11 protein-coding genes are annotated in these 14252 nt (G+C 41.6%); all 11 read left to right on the top strand.

Annotated features, from left to right (window positions below):
* The first annotated feature begins 42 nt into the window (after nucleotides 1-42).
* Complete coding sequence (gspL, locus tag SDEN_RS00665; protein WP_011494595.1) at nucleotides 43-1245, top strand: type II secretion system protein GspL; 1203 nt, start codon at nucleotides 43-45, stop codon at nucleotides 1243-1245.
* Between the two features lies 1 nt (nucleotide 1246).
* The gene (locus tag SDEN_RS00670) at nucleotides 1247-1723 is read left to right on the top strand and encodes a type II secretion system protein M (protein WP_011494596.1); all 477 of its coding nucleotides are present in this window, start codon (nucleotides 1247-1249) and stop codon (nucleotides 1721-1723) included.
* An 11-nt stretch (nucleotides 1724-1734) separates the two neighbouring features.
* Nucleotides 1735-2496, top strand: a complete 762-nt coding sequence (locus SDEN_RS00675; RefSeq protein WP_011494597.1) for a type II secretion system protein N — start codon at nucleotides 1735-1737, stop codon at nucleotides 2494-2496.
* Nucleotides 2497-3023: 527 nt separating this feature from the next.
* Complete coding sequence (locus tag SDEN_RS00680) at nucleotides 3024-7292, top strand: RHS repeat domain-containing protein (protein ID WP_011494598.1); 4269 nt, start codon at nucleotides 3024-3026, stop codon at nucleotides 7290-7292.
* A gap of 13 nt (nucleotides 7293-7305) precedes the next feature.
* Nucleotides 7306-8844 (top strand): RHS repeat-associated core domain-containing protein, encoded by a 1539-nt coding sequence (locus tag SDEN_RS20750; protein WP_232279912.1) that lies wholly within the window; start codon nucleotides 7306-7308, stop codon nucleotides 8842-8844.
* On the top strand, nucleotides 8841-9200 hold the full coding sequence (locus tag SDEN_RS00690; RefSeq protein ID WP_041405614.1) for a hypothetical protein: 360 nt from the start codon (nucleotides 8841-8843) through the stop codon (nucleotides 9198-9200). Before SDEN_RS20750 ends, SDEN_RS00690 begins: the two co-directional genes overlap by 4 nt.
* A gap of 590 nt (nucleotides 9201-9790) precedes the next feature.
* Nucleotides 9791-10768, top strand: coding sequence for a hypothetical protein (locus SDEN_RS00695; RefSeq protein ID WP_011494601.1), 978 nt, complete (start codon nucleotides 9791-9793; stop codon nucleotides 10766-10768).
* Nucleotides 10769-11005: 237 nt separating this feature from the next.
* On the top strand, nucleotides 11006-11971 hold the full coding sequence (locus SDEN_RS00700) for a hypothetical protein (RefSeq protein WP_011494602.1): 966 nt from the start codon (nucleotides 11006-11008) through the stop codon (nucleotides 11969-11971).
* A 43-nt stretch (nucleotides 11972-12014) separates the two neighbouring features.
* Nucleotides 12015-12347: a hypothetical protein gene (locus tag SDEN_RS00705; protein ID WP_041405615.1), complete on the top strand. Its 333-nt coding sequence runs from the start codon at nucleotides 12015-12017 to the stop codon at nucleotides 12345-12347.
* 792 nt (nucleotides 12348-13139) lie between these two features.
* The gene (locus SDEN_RS00710) at nucleotides 13140-13457 is read left to right on the top strand and encodes a hypothetical protein (RefSeq protein WP_041405616.1); all 318 of its coding nucleotides are present in this window, start codon (nucleotides 13140-13142) and stop codon (nucleotides 13455-13457) included.
* Nucleotides 13458-13686: 229 nt separating this feature from the next.
* Nucleotides 13687-14034 carry a hypothetical protein gene (locus tag SDEN_RS00715; protein WP_041405617.1) on the top strand — a complete coding sequence of 116 codons (348 nt, stop codon included), beginning with the start codon at nucleotides 13687-13689 and terminating at the stop codon, nucleotides 14032-14034.
* The last annotated feature ends 218 nt before the right edge of the window (nucleotides 14035-14252 follow it).

Genomic DNA, 14252 nt, shown 5'->3' on the forward strand with positions numbered 1-14252 from the left:
GACTCTGTCGCCTCACTCTAAACCGCTTGCTGGAGAATAACAGTGTCAGAACGCTTATTTATTCGATTAGGATCCCATCAGGAGCAAGCTTGCTCTTGGTTGGTGTGGTCGGAACAAGAACAAGAGATTATCGCCTCAGGTGAGTTGAGTGATGCGGCCAGTTTAGCGAGCCTCAAAGACAGAGTCGGCAATCGGCCTGTGGATATCTTAGTGCCGACGTCCAGCATGATGTTAACCGACATCAATCTGCCAGAAAAAGGCCAGCGTCAAGCCTTAAGGGCACTGCCTTTCCTGATGGAAGAATCCTTAGCCACAAGTATCGAAGATATGCATTTTGTGGTGGGTCCTCGCACTGGTGAAAAGCTCAGTGTAATAGCCGTGGCCCATCAGCAGATGCAAGACTGGCTAACCTGGCTTAGCGACGCTGGCCTTAAAGCCAAGCGTCTAGTGCCCGATTGCTTGGCGCTTCCCTTAGATGAGTGCCAATGGGCCGCCATACGTTGTGGTGATGAGTTGGTGATTCGCACAGGTCAAGGCACTGGGGTGAGCTTGCCAGAGGCTTGGCAATCTTTTGCCTTGCCTAAGTTAATGGCATCGACCCCGACGGGGGATGAAAGCATTAATGTCGCCAGCTACAGTCAAGAACTTGCGTTTGCCAGTGCCAATATAGAGCACAAGCCCTTAGAGCTGCCCATGCTAGTGTTTGCTAAGGGCATACTCAATGCACCGGTTAACTTACTCAGTGGTGTCTATAAGCCGAAGCGTGAATACAGTAAGCAGCTGTTATTGTGGAAAAATAGCGCCATTATTTGTGTGCTTGCCATAGTGCTTGCCTTAGTGAATAAAGGCTTAGATATTCGCCAGCTCAATCAAGCCACCATGGAGCTGAACCAACAGAGCGAGAGTATCTTTAAGAGCGTCAGCCCCAGCACCCAAAGAGTGGTTAACATACACTCGCAAATGGGCGCCATGCTAAAAAGCATGCAGGGCCAGGGCGGCGGCGTGGCATTTTTTGAAATGCTCAGCGGCCTGCAGACGGCCTTTAAACAGATCCCCGATCTGAAACCCAATAGCTTAAGGTTTGATGCTAATCGCAATGAGATAAGAATGCAGATCACAGCTAACTCCTACGGCCAAATCGAGCAGTTTAAAGACCTGGTCAGTAAAGATTTTGAAATAGACACAGGTGCCATGAATAGCAACGAAGACAAGGTGACGAGCACTGTGACTGTGAGGAGCAAATAACATGGAAAATTTGCGTATTTGGTGGCAGGGCTTGGCCCAGCGTGAACAACAATTGGTCAGCGTGGCGGGCGTGTGTTTGGTGATAGGCCTGCTCTATTGGGGCATTTGGAGCCCCATCAGCCAGGCTCAGCAAGATGCAGAGCGTAACCATAATGCTGCGGTGAAAACACTGAACTATGTTAAGCAATCCGCCAATAAATTAGTTGGTCTGCAGCAAGCGGGGGCGACCGCCAAGGTGAGCGGTAGCTTAAGCGCCGTGGTCAATCAATCGGCCAGCCAGTTTGGCTTGGTCATTACTCGCATGCAGCCCCAGGGCGATAAGGTCCAGTTGTGGATGGATGATGTGCCCTTCGAGGCACTGTTAAGCTATTTACATTTTTTGGTACAAGATAAAGGCCTTACCTTGGATAGCCTAGATTTGGCAGAATCCGATGCCCAAGGCATAGTCAAAGTTAGACGCATTCAGTTGTCTCAATAAGTAGGTAAATCGTGAGTTTGAGTAAAAAAATTATCTTAGCTGTCTTACTGTACTTAGTGTTTTTATTGGCCTATATGCCGGTAAAGTGGCTAGCCAGCATCTTACCTATGCCAGCCAATATCAGCCTAGCTGGAGTGAGCGGCACCCTGTGGGAAGGTCAAGCCGATTTGGTGCAGTTTGGCCCAAGACAACTTGAGCAAGTGAACTGGAGCCTAAACCCTTGGGCGTTACTGCTGGGGCAAGCCAATGTCGACATTAACATAGGTAATCGCGCCACTGCAGTGAGTGCCAAAGCCGACATTAGCTGGTCTTTATCGGGTATTAAGGTGCAAGGCTTGCGTTTCGATGCCCCCGACAGCTTCTTGATTGCCGGGGCTAAATTACCTTTTGCCACCCAAGTGCAGGGCGAGATAAGCCTGATGGTGCCTGACTTTGTTCAAGGCAAACCTTTGTGTGAGCAGTTATCGGGTAAATTATTTTTAAATCATACCGATATGCGCAATCAGTTTGGTGAATACCCGCTGGGGAATATGGCGCTCACCCTGAGCTGTCAAGGCGGGGAAGTGGCCATCAGCATGTTAGAGGCAGACAACAAGCTTGGGATCAGCGGTATCATCTTGCTTGGCAGCGACAACAGCATCAAGGTCACGGCTAAAGTCAAAGCCACCGACGGCCAGCCCCAAGATATGCGCAATTCTCTGGCCTATCTAGGTAAACCCGACAGTCAAGGTTACTACCCAGTTAACTACCAAGGCCGCATACCTGGCTTGTAACTGAGGCAGTTCTTCAACCTGAGTAACTCGTTATGAATTATACCGCCCAATATTGGGTCGTTACACTCTGAACCGCCTTCATCCAGCCCTGTGCCTAATCGGTCAGGGCTTTTTATTTAATATAGATTCAAAATTAGTGTAATAACGTGAATTCATTTATACATAAAGCTTAGGCTAATATTAAACAATAACTATTTTTACCTCTTTGATAACCATGTTGTTAATCATCAGTCTTAAGTAGGATAAATCTGCTTAATGTAAAAGAAATTTATGTTTCTTAAGTGCTTGATTTGTAATGTGTTGGCGTGTGTGCTACGTTGAGTTGGCTATAATAAAGTACCCATAAATAAAAATTGATGTTCATATAAGTTTGGCCCAAGTAAGGTGATTTTCAAAGAAATAACTTATAAGAATAGACTAATGAATAGAGATATTAAGATTAAATTCGTGTGTTTGAATAAGCTTGTAGTTTTTTATAAAAAACGATTACTGTAAAATAATATTGATAATATTTGTAAGGTATTGAGATGGAAATGATAAAGGGATTTTGTTTGTTTAGCGTGTTCTTTATAACTTTTGGCTTGAATGGTGCTGAGTTCAAAGAAGCGATAAAGGGTGAAAATGAAAAAATACATTCTTTGGAAAGTGGAGGAACAAATTCTGCTTTAGATAGTTTCGGTGTCAGACATGATATCAATTCAGGTCAAGTTTACCTATCTCATACAGATGTTGATATACCTGGTAACTCAAAACTTCCAGTCAGGTTTACACGTATCAGGTCTGAGCTAGAGCCAAGTAGAAATAGCGGCAATCAGATGCGAGATTGGGATGTAGATGTTCCCGTTATTATGATGAGAACTGTGACTAGTAGAGAAAATAGTTATTCAGGCAACTACAAATATGCAGAACGGTGGTATGTCTATCCTGACAATGCCTGTTCTGAAAATTTTCCAATTGGGTATAATGCTGAAGAATATTTAGGCATGTATAGGGCTATAAAATGGCCGACACTAAGAGTAAACGGTATCAGCAAGCCACTTTATAAAATTGAGGAGGGAACAGCACCATTTCCGGCTGATACTAAGTTTGTTACAAAAGATAACTGGGTGTCTAAGTGTATTTTCGATGAAAATAACCCTAATAAAAATATTGGATTTCTAGTACAGTCACCTAATGGTGATAAGTATACTTTCGATGTTAGATGGAGAGATAAAGATCATCCCTATACACGATATTATGCTTCAAAAGTCGAAGACAGTTTTGGTAACTGGGTTAAGTATGAGTTTAATAATGGTATTTTAAAAAGGATTGAATCGAATGATGGTAGAGTAATAACCATCGCATCATCGAGAAAAGGTGGGGTATATCCCTACATATTTAGTGATTTTAGTGGATTTAATATATTTTCAATTGACTCTATTACCGCAAATGACAAAACTTGGAGTTATGGTTATGAAAGCAAGAAAATAATTATTTCAGGTAGCTTGGGTCGTGTTTCTTGGAGTGTATCAGATTTTTTGAATTACCTAACATCAGCGAAAGATCCAGAAGGGTTGACTTATTCTTACTTACCTAGTGAAGAATTGGTTGATGATACGAAAAGAATTAAAGATACCGTTCCATTTTATGAAGTAACAAATCCTCTCGGCGCCAAGTTAAGAATGGACTTCTCTAAGTATGATATGTGCAATGGAGTATTTGTTGAATTAGGGGTGATGCTTGAATTCTCTGATTGTATATATAATTTTTCTGGTAGCTATAGTGACTTTGACTTTAATTTAGGGAAAAAGAACATACCATTCTTATCAAAAGTTAAAATATCTGTATCTGAAAATCAAAGTTATGATTGGAGCTATAAAATTACTGATGGTTTGGTTAATTCTGAGAATGCCCCTTCACGTTGGAATTGGTCAAAATCAAATTGGTGGCAAGGCCCAGAATTTCGCGTCATAAAAACAACGAGTCCATCAGGCATATATCAAAATAAGTATAACCAGCGACAAGGTAAAAGCTATGGTGAACTGGTTGAGTCAAAAGTGTACTATGGAAATAGCTGGTCAGTGGTCTCGACTTTTGTCTACGATGATCAGGGAATGGCTGGAAACCATTGCCCATTTTCTGAAAAGCGTTGTGATCAAATTTATGTTGTAAGCGGTAATGATCTTGATGTAGAGAAAACTTTTCGACAATTATCAGAGGTTAAACAGGAACAGGATAGCGTATCTTATAGTCAAAAATTTACTTATGACAGTTATCATAATTTAAGTGTAAAAGAAGAATCCACATCTGAAGATGAGAGTGTTAGGTACAGCCAGTATACTTATCATTATGACCCATTAAACTGGTATGTAGGACGACTAAAAAATATTAGTATATCTTCAGACAATATAAGCTGGTCTAAAATTTACAACCTTAATTTTAATGATTTAAATCTTCCAGAAGAACAGTTTTCTTATGGGAAAAAGGTGATGGCGTATAGTTATCACCCTGATGGTAATGTAAAAAAAATAACTTATACGGGTTCAAATAATTATGTATTATTTGATGATTATTTTCGTGGTGAACCTAAAAAAGTAACTATGCCATGTTCTATTGCTAATGCTTGTAATAAAGTTAATGGTAGTACTGTAAATACCATTGTAGCGAGCAAAGAGATTAACTGGGATGGAACGATAAAAGCAGAAAAAGATTTCAATGGTAATTCAACTGCATTTAGTTACAACTCCATCGGATGGCTAACAGGAGTCGAATATTCAGATCCAAAAGTGACGAAGCAAGTTATTACCTTTGATAAAGTAACCAATGCCGATGATGGAGTATTAGGAAGCGGAATCGTTCTAGGTCAATTAAGGAAAGTCATTACCCGTGGTAATTATGAGCAGCGCAGCTATTTTGATGGATTATTTAGACGTGAATTTACTAGCGTGAAAGATAAATCGTCAGAGAATTCTGTGGTTTATAAAATGTTCGAGTATGATAGTGATAATAGAATAGTGCTTGAATCATTCCCTAGTGCCATAGCTTCAAATAATTTAGGGGTTTTTACTGAGTTCGACTCTCTCGGTAGAACCGAATCCATAACGCGTACAACTGATAATGCTAAACTGACTCACGAGTATCTGGCGATGAATCAAGTCGTAGTTAAAGATCCTGAGGGAAATAACGTCACTACGAAATATTTATCCTATGGAAAACCTAGCTACGATAAGCCAATTTTAATTCAAGCTAACGATGCAGAAGATACGGTTATTTCTTATAGTCTATTTGATCAGGTTGATACCATTACTCAAGGCAATATAACCGAAAAGCGTTACTATGATTCCCAGAATAAATTATGCAAACAAGTACGACCTGAAACTGGACAGACAGCTTTCAAATATAATTCACAAAATCAGCTCGTATGGCGAGCTGAAGCGACTGCCGGCGATCTTAATGCCTGTGATGCAGATTCTGTTTTAGAAAGTCATAAAACTAGGCTCAATTATGACAATTTAGGTCAACTTCGCACAGAAGTCTTTCCTGATAATACACCAAGTAAAACCTATAGCTATGATGCCAATGGTAATTTGATATTCTTGCAAGCAGGATCTGTCAGCTGGAATTATCTCTATGACAGCCAGAATCGATTGAAAAATGAAATATTATCTTTGGATGGAAAGTCTTTTGAACTCGACTGGACCTACGATGGTCTAGGATCTGCCAGTTCACTTAAGTATCCTTCGGGCATTATCATTGATTATGCTCCTAATGCTTTAGGGCAACCTACCAAGGCAGGCAGTTATGCTTCAAACGTTAGCTACCATGCCAATGGTCAAATTAAGCAATTCACTTATGGTAACGGCATAGTGCGCAATGTGACCTTAGATAGCACTGGGCGCATGGATTTGCTCAAAGATAGCAAGAGTGGTGTGTTGAAAACTAGCCTCGCCCCAAGTTACGACTACAACGATAACTTAGCAAGCTTGATAGATGGCGTCGATACCGCTAATAACATTAGTAACTTAGCCTATGATGGCTTGGATAGGCTTAAATCGGCGGATGGTCGTTGGGGCAAAGGCAGTTACAGCTACGATGGTTTAGGTAACATAACAAGCCGCAGTATAAGTGGTGCGGCCATCAACTACAGTTATGACAATCTGAATCGTTTAAATAAACTCAACGGTGCCTATGGTTATAGTTATCAATATGATAGCCGTGGCAATGTGTCTCATAATGGCCGTTATGGCTTAACTTTCAACCGTGCTAATCAAGTCAGTGAAGCGAAGGGGATACCTTATGTGTATGACGGTCACAATCGCCGAGTGAAACAAACAAAGCCTGAGGGCAGTCATTACTCCGTTTATAGTAGTGCTGGGCAATTGTTACATCGTAAAGTGGAGCATGGCAGTCATACAGACAGTGTCTATTTAGGTAAACAACTTATTGCTGAGGTTGAAAACGGTGATAGCTCGCTGGTGACATCCGATCCATCAGTTGCTAAACCATCAATCAACTTTAATATTACCCAATATACGGTTGGCAGTAGCTGCCCCCCCAAAATGGTCTGTGCGACCAATGGTATTACTTATCACAATATTCGCTGGACGACGGAAAATGCCACAAGTTGCACTGGTAATGTGGTTAGAAACCCAGATGCTTTCCCTCTAGGCTCTATTTCGATATCGGGTACAGCGAGTAAGCTTAGCTATCCAGCTAATGGAACAGTATACACTATCAATTTAACTTGTGTTGGCGCGGGTGGGCAATCCACTGCTCAGCGTATTCTGAGTGGTGTAGGTTTGCCAAATGAAATGTAAAGGAGTACAGCTAGTGGATACATTGATTCGTTTTGGCTTACGGCTTAAGTTGATCTTGAGTAAGGCAACCCATGCAAAAACTACAGCTGTGCTGGATTGGAATAAGCATTTCCTAGCGTTCGCGGTCGAGGGGACAAGGGTCATGAATCCGACTCCAAAAATGGGCTTCACTCAAAACCCTAGAACAATAAAAAGCGTATTTGGAGCTAATGCTCATGCTTTCAAGCAAGGATGTGAAAAAGTTGCTATGACACTCATCGCACGGAGTCAGTTTATAATTCGTTTAGTCGCCACATTACTGTTAGTTGTTGGGCTTACGAGTATGCCAGCTCAAGCGGCGCAAGGAAGTACTGTATTTATCCCCATTGCGGTGGGGGATATCACCACCTTTATCCCGATCATGCCTACCGCAAGTACTGCCCAGATATCAACAACAGGCGGCAGTCACAACTTAAGCTGGTCTGCTGTTAGCAATGCCAGTTACTACCAAATTATCATTACTGATGAGCATGGCCTGCAGCGCATTTTTCAGACCACAGATACCGACTATGTGCTGGCAGGCTTACCATTGGGTAATAACAAGGTTGAAGTACAGGCCTGTAATGCTTATAACCAATGTGGCATAAGATACCTAGCTGGCACGGTAACGATCACGACTAGGGTCATTTATCAGCACACAGATATTTTAGGTTCTGTAGTGGCCGAATCTGATGAGGCGGGTAATATCATCAGTCGCAGTCATTATGAACCTTTCGGTAAGCGCCTTGGGGGCGACAAAGCAGGTATCGGCTATACTGGGCATTTGCAGGATAAAGACTTAGGTCTTACCTATATGCAGGCACGATACTATGATCCACTTATCGGGCGATTTTACTCTAATGACCCCATCTCATATAGAGGAGTACATAGCTTTAATCGTTATGCATATGCAAATAATAACCCATATAAATATATCGATCCTACAGGAAACAACGAAGAATATGTTGCAGGTATTTCAGTAGGGATAGGTTTCAATGCTGAAGATGTTAATTTAATTGCGACATTTGAGAATTCTGTTTATAACTATAATTTTTTAGAAGGAGTCAGTTTAGGTCAACGTATCGTCGAAGAGCAAATGTTCCAGCAGTTGCAATTAGGTGAACTTAGCTCATTAAGTATGCTTTTAGGTATTGCGAGATCCAACGGAAAATTTGGAGTTGTAAAGGGAGGGTATCACGCTACTCATCCCGAGGCTGCCGAAGCTATTTTACAAGGTGGTTTCAGGAAAGGGACTAAGCCCGGCCGATTAGGCTCTGGCGGAACATATGTAAATAACACGCCAGAGGGTGCAATTGCTGAGTTTGCTCATCATAACCCTGGAGTTACACCAAAAGTCTTAAAGGTTAATTACAATCCTGGCACTAATGCGAACGCGGTTGTAGCTCCGCAGAATTACGTAGATCAACTCCCTCTGAATGTGAACAGTATTTCTGCTCCTTCAGTAAGAGCACCAGGAACAATAAATACGAATGTTCTTAATGGTTCAGCTAGAGCGACAGAGATATTGCCATGAATAAAGTTTCAGTAAGATGCTGGGAAATTGAAAATTATCGGCCAGGTGCGAGCGCCATTGACCACATTTTGATTACCTACCCAGAAGATAATAGTGGTCACGAATTGATAACATGCAAAAGTTGCGGTGAGTTGTACGCGGTAACTGTAGTTAAAGAGGTTTATATTGGTCCGCCATTGGACGAAAAAGTAGTAAATATGAAGTGCATAAATTGCGGGGTTTTTTTAGATGGTAATTTCGCTTATTATCCGGATACCTACTTGGCAGGTGGAGATCTGATTATCTACCAAAGAGATACTTTAATACCTGATGACAACGAGTCATTAATTAAAGAGTTTTATGGGATTTATGAATGAGCTGGCTAATTCATGATGGCTGAAAATCGGTGTTTTTCAAGGTAGTTGTCACTCTTTGCTTAAATATTAAGCTGCATTTATTACATCGTCTGCGGGAAGAAAAAATGTGGCCACCCGAAGAAAAAATGTTATAAAAATGTGGCCACCCACTATAAAAATGTTATAAATATAAAAATGTGGCCACCCACAAAAAATAGCATGATATAGCTCCATCTACTAAACTCAAAAAAGTTGTCGAAGTTGGAGCTTGCTATGCCGCGCCCTAGAAGAACTCAAATCAGTGTTGAGCTTCTTGTTTAACATCAGTCCTTTCTACCACTGCAACAGTCGTGTTATTCGCCGTGCATTCTTTACCAATAAAAAGTCTGCGGTGATGATGAACTGGTTTATTGGGTGAGTCGGGTAAGAATTTTGACCATCGTCGTGGTTGGGTCGAATCGCGACTGTTTGAACTCGAAGCCGTTTTTGCAATCGATGTAGCCGCCTTTGCACTCTTGTAGAAATAAATAAGGAGCCATCCATGTTAGTGGAGAGTCTTAAGATTTTAAACTAAGCTTAAAATCTGAACAGACATTGACGAAGGTGAGCATATGCCACGCCCTAGAAGAAGTCAGGTGAGTGTGGAAGACACTCCCATGTACCATTGTTGTAGCCGCGTTGTTCGCCGCGCCTTTCTCTGCGGCGATGATATGTTTTCCGGTAAAAACTACGACCACAGACGTGCTTGGGTAGAAGCTCAACTGCTTAAATTATCAGAGGTTTTCGCTATTGATGTTGCGGCCTATGCAGTGATGAGTAACCATCTGCATGTTGTGCTCAGAATCGACATCTATCAAGCTAACAGCTGGTCTGATGTTGAGGTAATAAGCCATTGGCATCAGTTGTTTAAGGGTACTGACATAACCCGAAAATTTGCTCAGGGTGAAACGCTTGAAGATTATGAACAGTTGCAGCTTAGTCATACAGTTGCGTTATATCGCAGCCGATTAAGCGATATTTCTTGGTTCATGCGCTGCCTAAACGAGCCAATAGCACGGCAAGCAAATCAAGAGGATAACTGTACAGGCCGCTTCTGGGAAGGGCGTTTTAAGTCGCAGGCCCTGCTAGATGAGGCTGCAGTGTTAGCCTGTATGGCCTATGTCGATCTCAATCCAATTAGGGCCAAGATGGCAAGTACCCCTGAGCAATCAGACCACACCAGTATCCAGCTGCGGATTCAGGCGGCTTTAAAAGGTGAGCAACCTAACAGCTTATTACCTTTCATTGGCAACGAGCGAAAAAACCAACCTAAAGGGATTGCGTTTTCGGTGCAGGATTATCTCGAGTTGGTCGATGATACAGGGCGTATTATTCGCAATGACAAGCGCGGTTCAATCAGTGCTAACAGCGCTAAGTTACTCACTCGATTGAACATTCCACAGGATAACTGGCTCAAACTCACCACTGAATTTGGCAAGCTATTTCACGGACCAGTGGGTACGCTTCAAGAGTTGACCAGCTATTGTGAGCATCTAGAAAAGCGTCGACGACATTTCGCCAGTTGTTGTCAGCACTTAATGGCTAGTTGACCAGCGCCTCTAAGTAAAAAGATTCTTTCATGACTCCCTACTCTGCCAAAATCAACGGGTTGGGGTAGAGCGGTTAAAAATCACAGTTTCTTAATGAAATCAGTCTATTTAACTAATCGGCTTAGATAAATCCATGTCACATTAACCTTCTAGCAGGGAAATCCCTTAGTCTTGCTTGAGCACACGCCGAAAGTGCATTATGTGATTGTTTCATAATGGCTGGCCAGATTTATTTTATTGGATAACATTAAGCCTTTCGTCGGTGTGATAGTCGGCGTTGCGTTAGGTGCTTTTTGCGGCGGGTGTACCGCCCCTATGATTGGCGCTTTAGCTGGCGCCGCGGGGGCGGCTGCGAATGGGGGCAACATAGTGATAGGTGCATTTGTGGGTGCCTTTTCTGCTGTCGCTTTCGGGCAAATAGGCAGCTCACTACCCTTTGATTCCAGTCCGATTGCCAATGTGTTCGCGAAAGGCATCGTCGGCGCCTTTACTAATGGCATACAAGGGGGCGAGTTAGGCCATGGCTTCCTCAGTGCCGGTTTTGGCGGCGTAGTCTCTGGTAATATCATGGGCATAGGTGGTGGCGCCGAAGCCTACATACCAGTACGCACCTTAATTGCGGCGATAGCCGGTGGCACAATCTCTAGGTTGACGGGGGGTAAGTTTGCTAACGGTGCCACAACAGCTGGCTTTGCACACTTGTTTAATGCTGAGAGAGTTGGGAGTAATAAAACTGAATCACAAAGTGAAAAAAATTGGGATAAGTACTTTGCTAATAACTGGAATAAATTTAAAGATATGATTTCAAAGCAAAACTATAGCTCTTCATCTCGAGGTGGTATGCCTAGAAGAACTGCCGAGGGATTATTAGCTGAAGCGGCTGGCGCCACGTCTGTTCCTGATTATAATATTACGACTGATGCTGAATGGAATCGTGCTCTAGCAATTGCTTCACTTGTTGTTGCACCAATATCAGCACCTTTTTCCCTAGGTCTTGGTGCGGGGGCTGGTTATCATGGATACCGAGGTAGTGGTGACGTGAATGCATTTTCTGGTACTGCTTTTGATACTGTTATCATGGGGGCTAGTTTTACCCCAATAGCACCAGTTTCAAATATATTGGGTGCTTTTGGTACCATTATTCAAGCAGGTGATTTGTCTTCAGATATGATGACTAAGTGCTATTCACCATATAAATGTTAGTATTGGAATACAAAATTATGATATTACAGCCACAAGGTTCAATATGAAGTATTTTTTATGGGTTTTATACCTGTTTTTATTAGCCGTGTCGACAGTTACTTTGCTAGTAGGGGAACTAGTGATTGGAGTGTTTGTATTTCTTACCATCATTGCTTATGTTAATTTTGTTCCTCAAGTTAAATCAATGAGAAATGATTCTAAAGAGTTTAATGATCATATTTTATTTTTTCTGATATTTTCATTTATGATATCTTTTTTGGGGACTTTGTTCCCTCAATACGCGACATTTATTATGTGGTTTTGGATTGTTGTTTATATTTTTAAGAGCCTTAAATTAGATAAATATTTTAAGAAGAATGAAAAAAATGAAAGTTAAAGGGCATAGAATAAACATGGCCATATATGGACGCTCCCGGTGAGTCAAGGCATCGCTTTGTCCACCAGAGGCTCACCGAAGGCTTTTTTGTCTTGGTTTTCTGTTCAACTGCTTTACTCCTGCCATTGTTTATTGATGCGACTCATGTACCGCTAAAAGCGGTTGTACTGCCCTGATGTTTATAAAATAAGCGGGCTATACATGAACCTTGCAGAGTGTGCAGCCGATGATTTTTTGTAGAAAGTTTGTCAAGAACGTCAGAGGGCCTCGAAAATCGTTGAACCCAAAGGCATAGCGTTTCAAGAGCTCACTACTGTGAGCATTAAGAAAAGCGTCGACGACATTTCGCCAGTTGTTGTCAGCACTTAAAAGTGGGCTAACTTAAATTAATCGCACCAATGACTGCTTAGGCCCCTGAAACTGCATGGGTTGGCATACTGTTGCCTGAAACTCCTACTTTTCGCTGATATTTGCTTATTTTGCTTCTCATCATCCATTTGAACCGCGGTTTATCGGTCATTTTGCTGTTAAGTTACTCCCCTTATTTTATCGTAAACAATAATGGCACTATGTTATTGTTTTAACATGGCTGGTCAGATTCGTGGCATTGTTTTAATATGGCTGGCTAGATTTGGGGTAAAATACCACTATCGAAAAATTCCTTTAACATAAAGCATACTAATTTACGTTAGGCATGGCATTGGCCAAGTCCAACAAGGGATTGATGTACCGCAAACATCAAAACTCATAAATGCGAAAGTGTTAGTGCCTAATACACAAATAGGATCGAGAATGAAAAAAACTATATGGTTGAGTACAGTTGTCTATTCACTACTTTCGTTTAGTGCTTTCGCATTTGATGGCGTGACAGTCACTAAAGTGAAATTTATTGATGAATGGGATGTTGGATTTACTAAAGTGGAAATCGAATCCCCAACGTCATGTGGCGGCACCTGGTTTTGGATGAGCAGGGATAACGCGAATTATAATCTTTATATGTCTAGAGTGCTAGCAGCCCTTATGGCAGGTAAAGAGATTAGAATTGCCGAAAGAGCTCCAGGGTATTGCGAGGGAATTCACCTATACAATCCTAGGATAGGAAGTATGTAGAAATGGCGAAGAATTAAATATCAACTGCACTTGAAAGTATGCATCTTCCACTAAGCGCAAGAAAATTGTCGATGTGGGTGTCGTGGTCAGCTAATTATGGTCACGTCCTCTTAAATCTCAGATTAGTATCGAACTTCTTATTTCCCGGATTTAGGTTCTAAGTGCATATCGAAACTGCTTCATGTTATCAGTTTGTAATGTCTATTTAAGTTTTTAAACTAGGAAGAAAATGAAATATTTAGCAATAATATTGACGCTAGTCAGTTCTGCTACATTTGCCGGAGGCTGGGCAACACCAGCTGTTCCTATAAGAATTGATGTTGTCCAAGGAGGTGGTTTCATGATTTATGGAGCATTCGGTAACCCTGGTAACTGTACGATAGCTGATAAGGTATTTGTTGAAAAAGAGCACCCACAGTACAATGAAATTTATGCAATAGTATTGGCTGCATATATGTCGGGAAAACGAGTACAGCCTTATGTGCATTCTTGTAAAACTAGAGGCTGGTATGTAACTCCTGATATAACGTTTAACACTTTAACGCCAGGAGGCTCTCTTAATATACTCGGTAACTAATATTAACAAGGCAAACCATTCTGACGCATTTTCGTTACTTGTTAGCTGTTTTATTATGGTCGTCCTGATTTATTAACAGTAGTCACCTGATGTAAATATATACAGCCCAATATTGGGTCGTTACACTCTGAACCGCCTTCATCCAGCCCTGTGCCTAATCGGTCAGGGCTTTTTATTATTACGGGTTTTAAGCTGTTGATTTAAATCTATTCAATAAT

This window comes from Shewanella denitrificans OS217 (assembly GCF_000013765.1).
Lineage (GTDB): Bacteria > Pseudomonadota > Gammaproteobacteria > Enterobacterales > Shewanellaceae > Shewanella > Shewanella denitrificans.

Excerpts from the sequence above, each read along its gene's own strand:
- SDEN_RS00670 (WP_011494596.1), top strand. The coding sequence starts at position 1,247 with ATGGAAAATTTGCGTATTTGGTGGCAGGGCTTGGCCCAGCGTGAACAA.
- SDEN_RS00680 (WP_011494598.1), top strand. The coding sequence starts at position 3,024 with ATGGAAATGATAAAGGGATTTTGTTTGTTTAGCGTGTTCTTTATAACT.
- SDEN_RS00690 (WP_041405614.1), top strand. The coding sequence starts at position 8,841 with ATGAATAAAGTTTCAGTAAGATGCTGGGAAATTGAAAATTATCGGCCA.
- SDEN_RS00695 (WP_011494601.1), top strand. The coding sequence starts at position 9,791 with ATGCCACGCCCTAGAAGAAGTCAGGTGAGTGTGGAAGACACTCCCATG.
- SDEN_RS00705 (WP_041405615.1), top strand. The coding sequence starts at position 12,015 with ATGAAGTATTTTTTATGGGTTTTATACCTGTTTTTATTAGCCGTGTCG.
- SDEN_RS00710 (WP_041405616.1), top strand. The coding sequence starts at position 13,140 with ATGAAAAAAACTATATGGTTGAGTACAGTTGTCTATTCACTACTTTCG.
- SDEN_RS00715 (WP_041405617.1), top strand. The coding sequence starts at position 13,687 with ATGAAATATTTAGCAATAATATTGACGCTAGTCAGTTCTGCTACATTT.